This window comes from Allonocardiopsis opalescens (assembly GCF_003002095.1).
GTDB lineage: Bacteria > Actinomycetota > Actinomycetes > Streptosporangiales > Streptosporangiaceae > Allonocardiopsis > Allonocardiopsis opalescens.
Window position 1 is genome coordinate 229,099 of record NZ_PVZC01000002.1, and the last position, 15,895, is coordinate 244,993.

Annotated in this window: 13 protein-coding genes; 10 read left to right on the forward strand and 3 right to left on the reverse strand. The window is 74.0% G+C overall.

Going from position 1 to position 15,895, the window contains the following annotated elements; all coding sequences use genetic code 11:
* The first annotated feature begins 207 nt into the window (after positions 1-207).
* Complete coding sequence (locus tag CLV72_RS07730; protein ID WP_106242150.1) at positions 208-2,382, forward strand: SpoIIE family protein phosphatase; 2,175 nt, start codon at positions 208-210, stop codon at positions 2,380-2,382.
* Positions 2,383-2,490: 108 nt separating this feature from the next.
* Positions 2,491-3,039 carry an HdeD family acid-resistance protein gene (locus CLV72_RS07735; protein ID WP_106242155.1) on the forward strand — a complete coding sequence of 183 codons (549 nt, stop codon included), beginning with the start codon at positions 2,491-2,493 and terminating at the stop codon, positions 3,037-3,039.
* 82 nt (positions 3,040-3,121) lie between these two features.
* On the opposite strand, the gene plsX is transcribed toward CLV72_RS07735, so the two are convergent.
* Together plsX and CLV72_RS07745 are read right to left on the reverse strand one after the other, a co-directional pair.
* Complete coding sequence (gene plsX, locus CLV72_RS07740) at positions 3,122-4,213, reverse strand: phosphate acyltransferase PlsX (RefSeq protein ID WP_425428046.1); 1,092 nt, start codon at positions 4,211-4,213, stop codon at positions 3,122-3,124.
* Positions 4,214-4,414: 201 nt separating this feature from the next.
* Positions 4,415-5,116 carry a DUF998 domain-containing protein gene (locus CLV72_RS07745; protein WP_146159381.1) on the reverse strand — a complete coding sequence of 234 codons (702 nt, stop codon included), beginning with the start codon at positions 5,114-5,116 and terminating at the stop codon, positions 4,415-4,417.
* A gap of 386 nt (positions 5,117-5,502) precedes the next feature.
* Here CLV72_RS07745 and CLV72_RS07750 point away from each other — a divergent pair, with 386 nt between their 5' ends.
* From CLV72_RS07750 to CLV72_RS07775, 6 genes are all read left to right on the forward strand, one after another.
* Complete coding sequence (locus CLV72_RS07750) at positions 5,503-6,864, forward strand: KamA family radical SAM protein (RefSeq protein ID WP_106242168.1); 1,362 nt, start codon at positions 5,503-5,505, stop codon at positions 6,862-6,864.
* 163 nt (positions 6,865-7,027) lie between these two features.
* Positions 7,028-7,984, forward strand: a complete 957-nt coding sequence (locus CLV72_RS07755; protein WP_245930059.1) for an ROK family glucokinase — start codon at positions 7,028-7,030, stop codon at positions 7,982-7,984.
* 86 nt (positions 7,985-8,070) lie between these two features.
* Positions 8,071-8,607, forward strand: coding sequence for a winged helix-turn-helix transcriptional regulator (locus tag CLV72_RS07760; RefSeq protein WP_106242176.1), 537 nt, complete (start codon positions 8,071-8,073; stop codon positions 8,605-8,607).
* Positions 8,598-9,371, forward strand: coding sequence for an SDR family NAD(P)-dependent oxidoreductase (locus tag CLV72_RS07765; protein WP_106242179.1), 774 nt, complete (start codon positions 8,598-8,600; stop codon positions 9,369-9,371). Before CLV72_RS07760 ends, CLV72_RS07765 begins: the two co-directional genes overlap by 10 nt.
* A gap of 54 nt (positions 9,372-9,425) precedes the next feature.
* Complete coding sequence (locus CLV72_RS07770) at positions 9,426-10,190, forward strand: crotonase/enoyl-CoA hydratase family protein (protein WP_106242183.1); 765 nt, start codon at positions 9,426-9,428, stop codon at positions 10,188-10,190.
* Between the two features lie 140 nt (positions 10,191-10,330).
* The gene (locus CLV72_RS07775; protein ID WP_106242186.1) at positions 10,331-10,921 is read left to right on the forward strand and encodes a dihydrofolate reductase family protein; all 591 of its coding nucleotides are present in this window, start codon (positions 10,331-10,333) and stop codon (positions 10,919-10,921) included.
* 36 nt (positions 10,922-10,957) lie between these two features.
* Here the strand turns inward: CLV72_RS07775 and CLV72_RS07780 are convergent, their stop codons facing one another.
* Complete coding sequence (locus CLV72_RS07780) at positions 10,958-11,875, reverse strand: hypothetical protein (protein WP_245929980.1); 918 nt, start codon at positions 11,873-11,875, stop codon at positions 10,958-10,960.
* Positions 11,876-12,148: 273 nt separating this feature from the next.
* On the opposite strand from CLV72_RS07780, the gene argS reads away from it, so the two are divergent.
* Positions 12,149-13,885, forward strand: coding sequence for an arginine--tRNA ligase (gene argS / locus CLV72_RS07785; protein ID WP_106242190.1), 1,737 nt, complete (start codon positions 12,149-12,151; stop codon positions 13,883-13,885).
* A gap of 432 nt (positions 13,886-14,317) precedes the next feature.
* Positions 14,318-15,733: a family 2B encapsulin nanocompartment shell protein gene (locus CLV72_RS07790; protein WP_245929982.1), complete on the forward strand. Its 1,416-nt coding sequence runs from the start codon at positions 14,318-14,320 to the stop codon at positions 15,731-15,733.
* Positions 15,734-15,895 lie beyond the last annotated feature (162 nt).

Sequence of the window (15,895 nt, forward strand, 5' to 3'; positions counted from 1 at the left end):
GGCGGCTACGTTGTTGCGGCCCCTCGCCTACCATCGAACTGCGCATCGGTTCAGGTGGCCGGCCTGACCCCGGCGGCCCGCACTCTGTCACTGTCCGGGCCACCACGCGGAACGGCCGTCCAGATCCCACCGGAAGCGGAACGCTCGACGATCGCTACATACCGTGTACATCACGAACGCCGCCTAGAGGAACCGTACGACTCAACAATGCCATCCATAGCGCCGAAATCCGCATTCCGCAGGTTCGAACCCTCGCCGGACACCTCCGCGAGCGCGCGGACCTTCGTGCGCGACACCCTGGCAGAGTGGGACTCCGCCGAGTTCACCGACGACGCCGTGCTGCTGGCCAGCGAGCTGGTCACCAATGCGGTGGTGCACGCGCGCACCCCGGTGGAGGTCATCTGCCGCCACGACGGCGTCGGCGTGGAAATCATCGTCCGCGACGAGCTGCCGCACCGGCCGGTGCCTCAGGTCGGCCCGGTGGAGATCGACACCTCCCCCTCACTGGACATGGAGCGCAACGGCGGCCTGGGGCTGGCGCTGACCGGCATGATCGCCTCGTCCTGGGGCGTCACCTACGGCCGCGACGACAAGGCGGTGTGGTTCCGGCTGGACCGCGACCCCGAGGCGGCGCCGCCCGCGGGCGTCCCCGGCGGCGCGCAGCGCCAGGGGGCCGGCCGCACCCTGCGGATGCCCGACCCCTGGAGCCCGCTGGAAGAGGTGCTGGCGGCGCGGCTGCCGCTGGACGAGATGCTGGAGCGCGTCGTCGGGGTCGCCCGCGAGGTCCTGGGCGGCGATGCCGCCTACATCTCCCTGGCCACCTCCGAGGAGTCGGAGTGGGAGGTGCGCACCGCCGTCGGGCTGGCCGACGACGGCTGGACCCCGTTCCGGGGCCGCACCGAGGAGATCTTCGCCTCGGCGGCGCCCGAGCTGGGCCCGGTCATCAACGACGACCTCGACGCCGCCCGGCCGCAAACCGGCCGGCTGCGCGCCGCGCGGATGCGCTCGCTGGTCACCGCCGCCCTGATCGTCGACGGCCGCACCACCGGGCTGATCGGCGTCGCCTCGCGCCGCCCCCGCCACTTCGGCTCCACCGCGGCCGGGCGGCTGCAGCAGGGCGCCGACCGGATCGCGCTGCCGGTGGAGCGGGCCAGGCTGGCCGAGGTGGAGCTGGCCAGGCGCGCCTCGCTGAGCTTCCTGGCCGAGGCCAGCGACCTGCTGACCGGCACCCTGGACGAGGAGATGACCGCCGCGCTGGCCGCGCAGCTGGCCGTGTCGCGGCTGGGCAGCTGGTGCGCGGTGCACACCGCCGACGAGGCCGGCTCGCCCAGGCTCGCCTACCTCACCCACCACGACGAGACCTCCGTCGACGGCCTGCACCGGCTGCTGGAGAAGTTCCCGCCCGAGCCGCGCCGCGAGCCCGGCCGGCTGTGGGGCGAGGCCGAGCTGCTGGGCACCGACCTGTCGGAGGCGCTGCGCACCGAGATCGCGCACGGCCTGGCCGTCAGCCTGCCGCTGACCAGCCGCGGCCGCCAGCTCGGCCTGATGACCCTGGGGCGGCCGCCGGGCGACGCCTTCCCGCGCGAGACGGCCGACGTCGCCGACGACCTCGCGCACCGCGTCGCGTCCGCGCTGGACAACGCCCAGCTGTACTCCGCGCAGTCGGCGATGAGCCAGGCGCTGCAGCGCAGCCTGCTGCCGAGCGCGGTGCCGGAGATCCCCGGTGTGGACCTGGAGCTGATCTACCGCCCGGCCGGCGAGGGCACCGTGGTCGGCGGCGACTTCTACGACGTGTTCGGCACCGAGGGGCACTGGTGCGTGGCCATCGGCGACGTCTGCGGCACCGGCCCGGAGGCGGCGGCCGTCACCGGCCTGGCCAGGCACACCCTGCGCGCGCTGGCCCGCGAGGGCTACCCGCCGCCGCAGATCCTGGAGCGGCTGAACACCTCGATCCTGGACGAGGGCACCCGCGCACGCTTCCTGACCCTGCTCTACGGCGAGCTGAGCGCCCGCCCCGAGGGCGGCTGGCGGCTGCGGCTGATCTCGGCCGGCCATCCGCTGCCGCTGGTGCTGCGCCCCACGGGCGAGGTCTTCTTCGGCGCCGAGCCGCAGCCGCTGCTCGGCGCCTTCGACGACATCTCCTTCCAGACCGAGGACCTGGAGCTGCACCCGGGCGACGTACTGCTGGCCGTCACCGACGGGGTCACCGAGCGCCGCACCGGCAGCAAGATGATCGGCGACGACGGCCTGGCCGAGATCCTGTCCGACTGCGTCGGCCTGACCGCGGCCGCGGTCGGCACCCGCATCGAGCGGGCGCTGGAGGACTTCGCCCCCGGCGCCCACAACGACGACACCGCGATGCTCATCCTGCGCTTCCTGTGACTCCGCCGGACGGGAACGGCGTACCGGCCCGAACCGTCTCGAACGCCTCTTTGGGGGCAGTGCACCCGTAGAGGCCGGGCGGGGGCCCGGCGGGTTGCGGGGGGAACCATGCTGCACGAACTCACCCGCCACTGGTGGGTATGGACCCTGCGCGGGGCGGCCGCGATCGTCTTCGGACTGCTCGCGGTGGTCTGGCCCGGCGTGACCATCGCGGTCCTGGTCATCCTCTTCGGCGCGTACGTGCTGGTCGACGGAGTCTCGCTGCTGGTGGCGGCGGTGCGCGGCGGCACGCGGGGACCGCGCTGGCCCCTGGCGGCCGAGGCGGCGCTCAGCATCGGCTTCGGTGTGGTGGCGCTGCTGTGGCCGGGCCTCACCGCGATCGCGCTGCTGCTGCTCATCGCCGCCTGGGCGATCGTGACCGGCGCGCTGCGGATCGCGATGGCGGTGCGGCTGCGCCGCGAGATCGCCAATGAGTGGCTGCTGGTCCTCAGCGGTGTCCTCGCGGTGCTGTTCGGCGTGGTGGTGGCGGTGGCGCCGGGCGCGGGCGCGCTGGCGCTGGTCTGGCTGATCGCCCTCTACGCGCTCATCGCCGGCGTGGCGATGATCGCGCTCTCGCTGCGGCTGCGCTCGCTCTCGCGCGACTCCGAACGGGTCTGAGCGGCCGGGCGGGCCCGCCACCGGGCGCCCGACGGGCGCGGTCGCCGGACGCGGCGGCCGCGCCCGTCGGCGTGGGCGGGCGCTACTCCCCCTCGGACGGGTTCAGCCGCTGCAGCCAGGTGGCGCGGTGCGGGCCGACGCGCTTGCTGATCAGCTCGGTGATCTGCCCCTCGGCGAGGTCGCGGGCCAGGACGCAGGCCCGGGCGACGCCGGCCGCCCGGCTGGCTCCGTGGGCGATGACGACGGTGCCGTTCAGGCCGAGCAGGGCGGCGCCGCCGTAGGTGTCGGAGTCCAGCCGCTCGCGCAGCTCGCGCAGCCGGCCGCGCTGGAGGACGGCGCCGACGCGGGCCAGCGGGCGGGAGGTGATGGCGCTGCGCACCTCCTCGAAGGCGAAGCGCACCGCGCCCTCCACCGACTTCAGCGCCACATTGCCGGTGAAGCCGTCGGTGACCACCACGTCCACCTGGCCCGCCAGCAGGTCGTGGCCCTCCACATTGCCCAGGAAGTGCAGCCGCCCGGCGTCCGCCGGCGCCTCGGGCGGGTCGGCCAGCAGCTCCGACGCCTTGCGGGCCAGCTTGTTGCCCTTGCCCGGCTCGGTGCCGATGGTGAGGATGCCCACCCTCGGCTCGGCCACCCCCAGCGCGGTCTGCGCGTAGGCGACGCCCAGGTGGGCGAACTGCACTAGCATCTCGGGCTTGGCGTCGGCATTGGCGCCGGCGTCCAGCAGCACGGTCGGGTTGGGGCGGGTGGGCAGCGCGACGGCCAGCGCCGGGCGCAGCACCCCGGACTGGGGGCGCAGCCGCACCGTCGAGGTGGCGACGATGCCGCCGGTGGACCCGGCCGACACCATGGCCTGCGCCTGGTGCGAGCGGACCAGCCGGCAGGCGACGGCGACGCTGGACCGGGGCCGCCGCCAGCTCGACATCGCCCCCTCGCCCATGCCCAGCACGTCCTCGGCGTGCACGACGGGGATCTCGTCGACGGCGCCGAGCGCGAGCAGCCGCGCCCGCACCTCGGGGGCCCGGCCGACCAGCACGACGTGCACGCCGTGCTCGCGCTGGGCCGCCACCGCCCCGGCCACCGCCTCGTCGGGCGCGTGGTCGCCGCCCATCGCGTCGACCGCGATCAGCGGGGGCCTGCGGCGCGCGGGCTCAGCGGGCATGGGCGTCCTCACGTGGGCGATGGGATGGTGCGGCGCCCTCCGGGACTCCGGCGCGCACGGCGGGCGCACGGGGACCGCCGGCCGCCCGGCGGTCGCAGAGGGGGACGCCATGCATGCTAGCCGCTGCTCCCGGGCCGGCCGAGCCGGCGCCCTTCGCGCGGCTCACGGCCGCCGCGTCGCCGCGCTCGTGCGATCCGGGCGGAGCGGAGCCCGTCAGGCGGGCCGGGTCCACAGGGCGTAGCCGAGCAGGATCAGCCAGACGGCCAGCGACATGTGCAGGGCGCGGTCGGCGGCGGCGAGCAGCACCAGGTCGGGCCAGCGGGGCGCGGTGGCGGCCAGCATCCCGGGGCGCAGCAGGGACACGGCGGCGGCCGACGCCGTGTAGAGGACGAGCAGCGGCGGGACGGCGCGGGTGAAGGCGCGGCTCCACCCCTGCTGCCTGGCCAGCACGCCGAGGGTGAGCATGGCGACGCCCGCGGCGGCCACCGAGAAGACCTCGGCGGCGGTGTGCATGTAGTGCGAGAAGGTGAGCGGGCCCACACCGCCGATCCGGCGGCAGGCGGTGTCCAGGCTCTCGGCGCAGTCCTTGCCGGCCACCGCGCCCAGCAGGGCCGAGAGCCCGAACAGGGCCAGCGCCAGCCAGCCGGCCACCGACAGCGGGCGCACCGGCAGCCGCACCAGCGCGTACAGGGCGACGACCGTGGCCAGCGCCCCGGCCGCTCCGGTGCCCGCGGCGTGCAGCCACCAGAAGGGCACGTTCTTGGAGACCAGCTCCCCGACCTGCGCCGGCTGCACGTGCGGGGCCAGCACCGGGGCGAGCGCCCAGGTGCTCATGGCCAGCCCGGCCAGCACGGCCGCGACCGGCAGCACGCCGACGAAGCGGCTCACCGCCGCCCGCCGAGACCTCTCGTCCATCCCCGCCCCCTCGCGCCGAGCATAGAAGGCCCGGCCCGCCCGACCCACCGCCGCGATCCAGCGCCCGCCACCGCCGCCACGACCTTTTCGGCGACCGGAACCCGTACTGAGCACCAGAACAGGGGCCCCAAAGGGTGATCTTCCGGCTTGTTCGGGTAGGAAAGGGGAGCCACAGATCGACTTACGCCCACAGTCAGATTCTCTGACGCTCCCGGCGCGGCGGGGACGGATCCCGCTCCGGCGCGGGCGGCGCCGCGACGGCCCGCCCGGCCGGTCCCCCACGGGCGCCGGGCCCCGGCGGCCGGCCGCGAGCGCCTGCCGCCGTCCGAACGAGGCCGGCCGGCGCACGGCCGCGCCGCAGCACACCTGAGGGGAGACGCGTGAGCATGACGCGAGAGGCGGTTCCCGCCGCCGGACGCCGGTTCCGGGCCTACACCGCGAAGCATCTGGACGAACTCACGGCCCGAGCCGGGCTGTCGGCCGACGAGCGGCTGGCCGTCCGCGCCGTCGCGGCGGTACTGCCCTTCCGGGTGAACGCCTATGTCGTGGACGAGCTGGTCGACTGGTCGGCCGCTCCCGACGATCCGATCTACCGCCTCGTCTTCCCGCAGCCCGACATGCTGCCGGCCGCCGACGTGGCCGAGATCGCCGGCCTGCTGAGCGCCGGCGCGCCGCGCGAGGAGCTGAACCGGGCGGCCAACCGGGTGCGCGCGGGGCTCAACCCGCACCCGGCCGGGCAGCTGGCGCTGAACATCCCGCGGGCCGGGGAGGAGCCGCTCCCCGGCGTGCAGCACAAGTACCCCGAGACGGTGCTGTTCTTCCCCAAGCAGGGCCAGACCTGCCACGCCTACTGCACCTACTGCTTCCGCTGGGCCCAGTTCGTCGGCGAGCCCGACCTGAAGATGGCCAATGACGACATCGGCTCGCTGGTCCGCTACCTCGGCGCGCACCCCGAGGTGACGAGCGTGCTGATCACCGGCGGCGATCCGATGATCATGGGCGGCGGGGTGCTGGCCCGCTACATCGAGCCGCTGCTGGCGCTGCCGCAGCTGGAGTCGATCAGGATCGGCACCAAGTCGCTGGCCTACTGGCCGCAGCGCTTCGTCACCGACCCCGACGCCGACGAGACTCTGCGGCTGTTCGAGCGGGTGGTGGACTCCGGCCGCTCGCTGGCCTTCATGGCGCACTTCTCCCACCCGCGCGAGATGGCGCCGCCGCTGGTGCACGAGGCGGTGCGCCGGATCCGGGACACCGGCGCGGTGGTGCGCACCCAGGCGCCGCTGATCCGCTCGATCAACGACGACGCCGCGGTCTGGGCGGACATGTGGCGCACCCAGGTGCGGCTCGGCATGGTCCCGTACTACATGTTCGTGGAGCGCGACACCGGTCCGCAGGACTACTTCGCGGTGCCGCTGGCGCGGGCGAGCGAGGTGTTCAACGCCGCCTACCGGCAGGTGTCGGGGCTGGCCCGCACCGTGCGCGGCCCGTCGATGTCGGCCACGCCCGGCAAGGTCTGCGTGGACGGCGTGCTGGAGGTGGCCGGGGAGAAGGTCTTCCAGCTGCACTTCATCCAGGCCCGCGACCCCGAGCTGGTGAACCGGCCCTTCTTCGCCCGCTACGACGAGAAGGCGGCCTGGCTGTCGGAGCTCAAGCCCGCGCTGGGGGCCACCCACTTCCCCTTCCAGCTGGCCCCCTCCGCCGAGGCCGACCCCGTGCCGGCCGTGCCGGTCCGCCCGGCGCACCCCTGACGCGGCCCGTCCGCACCGGCCGTGTGGCGAGCGCCGCACGGCCGGTCCGCCGCCCGCGGGCCGGCCGGTACTAGCATCGGTAGCCGCGGCCGCGCCGGCGGCCGCCCGCCGGTGCGGCGGTCCGACAAGGCGAGGGGCAGCGCTGAGCGAGCCGGAGTTCTCGATCGGGGTGGACATCGGCGGCACCAAGGTGGCCGCCGGGGTGGTGGACCGCGCGGGCCGCGTCCGCGCCAGGGCGCGCAGCGAGACCCCCGACCGCAGCAAGAGCCCCAAGGCCGTCGAGGACACCATCACCGCCGTCGTCGACGAGCTGCGCCGCTCCTACGAGGTCGCCGCCGTGGGCGTGGGCGCCGCCGGCTTCGTGGACGAGGCCGGCGCCACCGTGCTGTTCGCCCCGCACCTCGCCTGGCGCGGAGAGCCGCTGCGCGACCGGCTGCGCGAGCGCCTGGGCCTCACCGTGGTGCTCGACAACGACGCCAACGCCGCGGCCTGGGCCGAGTACCGCCTGGGCAGCGCGCGGGGCCGCCGCGACGTGCTGTGCGTGACGCTCGGCACCGGCATCGGCGGCGCGCTGATCGTCGGGGGCGCCCTGTACCGGGGCCGCTACGGCACCGCGGGCGAGTTCGGCCACATGGTGGTGATGCCGGGCGGGCACCGCTGCGAGTGCGGCAACCGCGGCTGCTGGGAGCAGTACGCCAGCGGCAACGCCCTGGTCCGCGAGGCGCGCGAGCTGGCGCGCACCGACTCCCCCGTCGCCAGGCAGCTGCTGGACGCGGTGGCCGGCGACCCCGACCAGGTCACCGGCCCGCTGGTCACCCGGCTGGCGCTGGCCGGCGACCCGGCCGCGGCCGAGCTGCTGGACGACGTCGGCACCTGGCTGGGCCGGGGGCTGGCCAATCTCGCCGCCGCCTTCGACCCCGCGTTGTTCGTGGTGGGCGGCGGGGTCTCCGACGCGGGCGACCTGCTGCTCGGGCCGGCGCGGCTCGCCTTCCGGCGGGCGCTGACCGGCCGCGGCTACCGGCCGGAGGCGTCGATCGTGCGCGCCTCCTTCGGCAATGAGGCGGGGCTGGTGGGCGCCGCCATCCTGGCCAGGGAGGCCGCGCTCGGCGCGGCCGGCTGAGGGTCCCCGGCGGGGCGCGCCCGTCCCCACCTCCAACGACGGTGACCGCGCGGACGCGTTCGTTCACGCAGCGTTAGTATCGCGGCATGGACTGGGGAGACGTCGACAGCCGCGCCTGCTCGGTCGCACGCGCCCTGGAGGTGGTCGGGGAGCGCTGGTCGCTGCTGATCGTGCGCGACGTCTTCAACGGCATCCGCCGCTTCGACGAGCTGCGCGACCATCTCGGGGTGGCCCGCAACGTGCTCAGCCAGCGGCTGCGCACCCTGGTGGGCGCGCGGGTGCTGGACCGCGTCCCCTACCGGGAGGGCCGCCAGCGGCGCCGCTTCGAGTACCGGCTGACCGAGCGCGGCCGCGAGCTGGTGCCGGTGCTGCTCGCCCTGATGGCCTGGGGCGACCGCAACCTGGCCGGCGGGGAGGGGCCGCCGGTGCTCGCCGAGCACCTGGACTGCGGCAAGCGGGTGCGGATGGTGCCGGTCTGCGGAGCGGGCCACGTGCTCGGCAGCGCCTCCGACCTGGTGTTCACCCCGGGGCCCGGCGCGCGCAAGTCCGAGCGCCCGGCGGTCCGGCCGGACGAACCCGAACGCCGTTCTAGTCCATCCCGTACAGTGCTGCCATGGAGTTGACTGGAACAGCAGCCATCGTTTCCGGAGGGGCCAGCGGACTCGGTGCCGCCACGGCCCGCGAGCTCGCCGCCCATGGCGTCACCGTCGTCATCGCCGACCTCAACCGCGAGGCGGGCGAGGCCCTGGCGGCCGAGATCGGCGGCGTCTTCGCCGCCACCGACGTGTCCGACGAGGCGCAGGTGCAGGCCGCGGTGGACGCCGCGGTCGCCACCGGGGCGCCGCTGCGCATCCTGGTGAACAGCGCCGGCATCGGCTGGGCCTCGCGCACGGTGAACCGGGACGGCAGCCCGCACGACCTGGCGTCCTACCGCAGGGTCATCGAGATCAACCTGATCGGCACCTTCAACCTGCTGCGGCTGGGCGCCGCCGCCATCGCCGCCACCGACCCGGTCGACTCCGACGGCACCCGCGGCGCGGTCGTCAACACCGCCTCGGTCGCCGGCATCGAGGGCCAGGTCGGCCAGATCGCCTACTCCTCGTCCAAGGGCGGCATCATCGGGATGACGGTGCCGGCCGCACGCGACCTCGCCGCCATCGGCGTGCGGGTGAACACCATCGCGCCCGGCATCATCGACACCCCCATCTACGGCGAGGGCGAAGACGCCGAGGCGTTCAAGGCCAAGCTGATCGCCCCGGTCGCCTTCCCCAAGCGGCTGGGCCGGGCCGAGGAGTTCGCCCACCTGGTCCGTGCCCTGATCGAGAACGACTACGTCAACGCCGAGACGATCCGCTTCGACGGCGGCATCCGGTTCCAGCCGAAGTGACCCCCGCCCGGGGCGGCCTCCCCCGGGCCGCCCCGGCCAGATGAGGAGGTGCCCATGTCCGACGAGGTGCTGGTCGAGTACGACGGGCGGACCTGCGTCGTCACCATCAACAGACCGCGGGTCCGCAACGCCGTCAACGGCGCGGTGGCGCGCGGTGTCGCCGCCGCCCTGGAGGAGCTGGACGCCCGCGACGACCTGGCCGTCGGCATCGTGACCGGCGCGGGCGGCACGTTCTGCGCCGGGATGGACCTCAAGGGCTTCCTGGCCGGCGACCTGCCGATCGTGGAGGGGCGCGGCTTCGGCGGCTTCGCCGAGCGGCCGCCGCGCAAGCCGCTGATCGCCGCCGTCGAGGGCTACGCCCTGGCCGGCGGCTTCGAGGCGGCGCTCGCCGCGGACCTGCTGGTGGCCGCCGAGGACGCCCGCTTCGGCATCCCCGAGGCCAAGCGGGGCCTGGTGGCGGCGGCGGGCGGCCTGCTGCGGCTGCCGCACCGGCTGCCGCGCAATGTCGCGATGGAGCTGGCGCTCACCGGCGACTTCCTGACCGCGCCGCGTGCGCACGAGCTGGGCCTGGTCAACCGCCTCGCGCCCAGCGGCGGCGCCCTGGCGGAGGCGCGGCGGCTGGCCGAGCAGATCGCGGCCAACGCCCCGCTGGCCGTGGTCGCCTCCAAGCGGGTGATCACCGAGTCGGCCGACTGGACCGCGGACGAGGCATGGGAGCGGCAGCGCGCCATCACCGACCCCGTCTTCGGCAGCGCCGACGCCATGGAGGGCGCCGCCGCCTTCGCCGAGAAGCGCACCCCGAACTGGACCGGCCGCTAGCCGCGCGGTGCGGCGCGGACACCCCGTCCGCGCCGCACCACAATCCAGTTTCTATTTACAACCACACTTGCCAGTCGTAGAGTCCTGTTGTGGCCGCACCGCGCGGTGCCGGCGGGATACGCACACACGAGGAGGCGGTCATGGGCAAGGTGGTCGTACAGGCGACGATGTCGCTGGACGGGTTCATCGCGGACCCCTCCGACCAGGTCGGCCCGCTGTTCGACTGGTACGGCAACGGCGAGGTGGAGGTGCACACCAAGCACCTGCCGGAACCCTTCCGCGTCTCGAAGGCCAGTGCCGCGTACCTGGGTGAGGCCTGGTCCACCATCGGCGCGCAGGTGATCGGCCGGCGGCTCTTCGACATCACCGACGGCTGGGGCGGCAGCCCCGTCGTGGGCGACGCCGTCTTCGTCGTCACCCACGAGCCCCCCGTCGGCTGGCGCCCGGACGCGCCCTTCACCTTCGTCACCGACGGCCTGGCCAGCGCGGTCGAGCAGGCGCGGCGGGTCGCCGGCGAGCGCGATGTCTCCGTCACCGGCGGCGACCTCTGCGGCCAGGCGCTCGCCGCCGGCCTGGTGGACGAACTGCGGGTGGACCTGGCCCCGGCCGTCTTCGGCTCCGGCGTCCGCTTCTTCGGCGACTTCGTCGGCCCGGCCGTGCTGCTCGACGACCCGAAGATCGTCCAGGGCGACCGCGTCACCCACCTGCACTACCGCGTCAGGAAGGGCTAAGGCCCCGCGCCCGGCCCGATGGGCGCGGCGCCCTGCTCAGGGCGCCTCGCGGATCGTCGGAGCCGCCGCCAGCGGTGCGGCCGGGGCGGCGGCCGGGGGGTCCGGCCGCGGCGGCACCGGCGGTACCCGCCGGCTGCGGGGCGCTGCGCGTGTGCCGCCGCGCAGGGCAGAGGGCCGCAGCGGCCAGCCCTCGGGGTCGGGCAGGTGGCGGCCGGCGATGAACTCCTGGAGATTGATCTTGAGGCGGATCAGCGGGCGGCGGATCCGCAGATTGCGGCGGTGCGCCCGGGCCAGCTTGCGGGAGCCCGCCGGGTAGCGCCAGCGGGCCCAGGGCGAACTCGGCACCGCCAGCCGCACCGCGCCGACGAGGGCCAGGCCGGGCACGAAGACTCCGACGATCCCGGTCCAGATCTTGCCCTTGAGCAGGGTGACCACCGACATCGCCAGGTTGAACACCACCGTGGCCGCCATCAGCGCGTAGGAGGTCCACGCGGCCGCCGGATCCGTACCGGGCGGCAGCGACTCGTAGCCGAACGGGCGCAGGCCGAGCAGCAGCAGCCCGGCCATCGCGATCGCGACGAACACCGCGTCGACGGAGGTGCGGCCGCGCTCGGTCCAGTAGACGTCGCTCAGGTGCAGGATGAGCGCGAACTCGTCCAGCACCAGCGCGGCCCCGAGCCCGAAGACGCAGGCGCAGACGGCCACCGCCCAGCCGGCGCCGTCGCTGATCATCAGCCGGCCCACCCCGCCGACCAGCATCAGCGCCACCCCGAAGACCACATGGTGGATGTGCAGCCCGCCGGGTGTGACGTTCCCCGGCCACCAGCGCACCTCGGCGCGGATGAGCCGGACGCTGATCCTGATCAGCACGAAGCCGGTCACGAACGCGACGAAGAAGCAGAACATCGGCAGCCTGCCGGTCTCGACGATCCGCTGGACGAAGAACGCGGTCAACGGCCTGGAGCCTCCTGTGCGTGCGAGGGGTGGGGGCGCGGCGGCCCACGGGGGTCGCGGGCGGGCGCGTACGGCCTGGTGGCGGCGGATGTGCGCGCTCGTGCGCACATTCCGGTCCGGTGCGGCCGGGACCGGGAAGTACGGTCCCGTCTGAAATGTACGCGGAGCGTACCGCCGCTGGCCAACGCGGCCGCCCCGCCCTCCCGCGCCCGCCCCGGCCGGGCCGGGCGGTATCGCGTCCGGCGGGCGCCCGGGCGTCGGTAGGCTCATGGCATGCCTGATCCGCAATCCGTGCTGGCGGAGCGGGTGCACAGCGCGCTCGTGACCGCCTTCGGCCCCGACCTCACCGGCACCGACCCGGTGGTCCGGCCGTCCCAGTTCGCCGACTACCAGTCGAACGTCGCCCTGCCGCTGGCCAAGCGGCTGCGACGGGCGCCGCGCGAGGTCGCGGCCGCGATCGTCGGCGGGCTCGACGTGCGCGCCGAGTGCGAGAGCGTCGAGATCAGCGGCCCGGGCTTCATCAACTTCACCCTGCGCGACTCCTGGGTGGCCGAGCAGACCCGGTCGCTGCTCGGCGACCCCCGGCTCGGCGTGCCGGCCGCCGCGCACCCGCAGAACATCCCGATCGACTACTCCGCGCCCAACGTCGCCAAGGAGATGCACGTCGGGCACCTGCGCACCACCGTGGTCGGCGACGCGCTGGCCCGCACCCTGGACTTCCTCGGCCACCGGGTCATCCGGCAGAACCACATCGGCGACTGGGGCACCCCCTTCGGCATGCTCATCGAGCACCTGCTGGAGGCCGGCGAGGACTCCGCCGAGGCCGAGAAGCTGCGCACCGACCCCAACGCCTTCTACAAGGCGGCCCGCGCCAAGTTCGACGCCGACCCCGACTTCGCGGGGCGGGCGCGCCGCCGGGTGGTGGCGCTGCAGGGCGGCGACCCCGAGACGCTGCGCCACTGGCACGAGCTGATCGAGCTGTCCAAGAGCTACTTCAACCGGGTCTACCGCACCCTCGGCGTCACCCTCACCGACGACGACCTCGCCGGGGAGAGCACCTACAACCGCTGGCTGGCCGAGATCTGCGCCGAGCTGGAGGACGCCGGCATCGCCCGGATCAGCGAGGGCGCGCTGTGCGTGTTCCTGGACGAGTTCACCGGCCGCGAGGGCAAGCCGGTGCCGCTGATCGTGCGCAAGAGCGACGGCGGCTACACCTACGGCACCACCGACCTCGCCACCGTGCGCTACCGGGTCCAGGAGCTGAAGGCCGACCGCATCGTCTACGTGATCGGCGCCCCGCAGGGCCTGCACCTGCAGATGGTCTTCGCCACCGCGCGCAAGGCGGGCTGGCTGCCCGACACGGTCGAGCCGGTGCACGTCCAGATCGGCAACGTCCTGGGCACCGACGGCAAGATCCTGCGGAGCCGCAGCGGCGAGTCGATGCGGCTGATGACGCTGGTCGACGAGGCGGTGCGCCGGGCCGGCGAGGTGGTCGCCACCACCCGCCCCGAGCTGGACGACGCCACCCGCGCGCACATCGCCGAGCAGGTCGGGATCGGCGCGGTCAAGTACGCCGACCTCTCGGTCTCCCACGACACCGAGTACGTCTTCGACTTCGACCGCATGCTGGCGCTGACCGGCAACACCGGCCCCTACCTCCAGTACGCCGTGGCGCGGATCCGGTCCATCTTCCGCAGGGGCGGCATCGATCCCTCGGCGGTGCGGGGGCCGATCGCGATCGGCGAGCCGGCCGAGCGCGCGCTGGCGCTGCACCTGCTGGGACTCGGCGCCGTGCTGGAGCAGGTCGGCGAGCTGCTCGAACCGCACCGCCTGTGCGCGTACCTGTACGAACTGGCCTCGGCCTTCACCACCTTCTACGACCAGTGCCCGGTGCTGCGCGCGCCCGACGCCGCCGTCCGCGACTCCCGGCTGGCGCTCACCCAGGTCACCCTGGACGCGCTGGTGCTCGGGCTGTCCCTGCTGGGCGTGAGCGCCCCCGAGCAGATGTAGCGGCGCTCCCCCGAGTGCTCCCGAGCGCCCGGCGGCCCGGCCTCCCCGCGAGGCGGCCGCCGGGCGTTCTGCTTCGCGTGCCCCGGCCGGGCCGGGGCGGCGGGATGCCGGCACGACCCGATTTGCGACCCCTTTCCCACCAACAACCGCTTTTTCGAAATATCGGACACATATCCGCGATTGCGAACCATCCACATTCCCTGATTGCCGATTTCCCCGGATCTTGGCGGATCAATTGACAGTGAAGCGATCATCGGGACATGATTGCAGCGTCTGCCACTAATGGCTCGGACACGAAATACCTTAGTAGACCAAGACCATTCAACGGGAATGTGATCCGCATCACGACGATGCGGATATAGCCCCCTTCGCCATTCCCGTTGCCGATCATCCCCCGAATTACCCCGCGAACTCTGATGGGTGGTGTGCATCGTGACGGAAACGGTGGCTCCGGAGTCGGACGTCGAAGCCGGTCAGCCCCAGCAGCTCAGCCTCGCCGCGGCGGCGGCGCGCAACCTCGCCACGACGACCAAGTCGGTCCCCCAGATGCAGGGCATCACCTCCCGGTGGCTGCTGCGCATGCTGCCCTGGGTGGAGGCGTCCGGCGGCGTCTACCGGGTCAACCGCCGGCTCAGCTACGCCGTCGGCGACGGACGCGTCAGCTTCACCAACACCGGCGCCGACGTGCGCGTCATCCCCGAGGAGCTGTGCGAACTCCCCTCGCTGCGCGGCTTCGACGACGCGTCGGTGCTGTCGGCCCTGGCGGAGCGCTTCGAGCAGCGCGAGTACCAGGCCGGCGAGGTCATCGTGGAGGCCGGCCAGCCGACCGACGCGCTCTACCTGATCGTGCACGGCAAGGTGAACAAGATCGGCCGCGGCGAGTACGGCGACGACACCGTGCTCGACGTGATGGCCGACGGCGAGCACTTCGGCGAGCAGCTGCTGTCGGAGTCCGAGCCCACCTGGGACTTCACCGTCAGGACGGTCACCCCCTGTACCGTCCTGCGGCTGCCCGACCAGTCCTTCCAGCAGCTCAACGGGCATTCCGAAAGCCTGCGCGAGCACATCAGGCGGGCCCGCGCCGGTCTCGGGCCGCACAACGAGCACGGCGAGGCCGACGTCGCGGTCGCCTCGGGCCACGACGGCGAGCCGGTGCTGCCCGGCACCTACGTGGACTACGAGCTCTCCCCGCGCGAGTACGAGCTGAGCGTCGCGCAGACGGTGCTGCGGGTGCACACCCGCGTCGCCGACCTCTACAACCAGCCGATGAACCAGCTCGAACAGCAGCTGCGGCTGACCATCGAGGCACTGCGCGAGCGCCAGGAGAACGAACTGATCAACAACAGGGATTTCGGTCTCCTGCACAATGCCGACTTCAGCCAGCGCATTCACACGCGTTCCGGCCCTCCGACCCCGGACGACCTCGACGAATTGCTGGCCAAGGTCTGGAAGGAGCCGGCGTTCTTCCTGGCGCACCCGCGCACCATCGCCGCCTTCGGCCGTGAATGCAGCCGCCGGGGCGTCTATCCGACCAGCGTCGACATCAACGGGAACAAAGTGCCGTCCTGGCGCGGCGTGCCGCTGCTGCCGAGCAACAAGATCGGTATCTCGCCGACCCGCACCAGCTCCATCCTGCTGATGCGCACCGGCGAGCAGAGCCAGGGCGTCATCGGGCTGCACCAGACCGGGCTTCCCGACGAGTACCAGCCGGGCCTGTCGGTGCGCTTCATGGGCATCAGCGAGCAGGCCATCATGTCCTACCTGGTCAGCGCCTACTACTCGGCCGCCGTCCTGGTCCCCGACGCGCTCGCGGTGCTGGAGCACGTCGAGATCGGCCGCGAAGGCTGATCCCCCGGGCGGCCGAGCCGCCGCGCCGGCGCGTCCGCACCATCCCGGACCGCGCCGGTCCCGGCGCCCGGGCCGCCGCGGGCGGCCGGCCCGTGCGGCCGCCCGGGCGGCGGGGTGGCACCCCCACCACCCCGCCGCGCACCGCGACCCGCTCCGGACAGG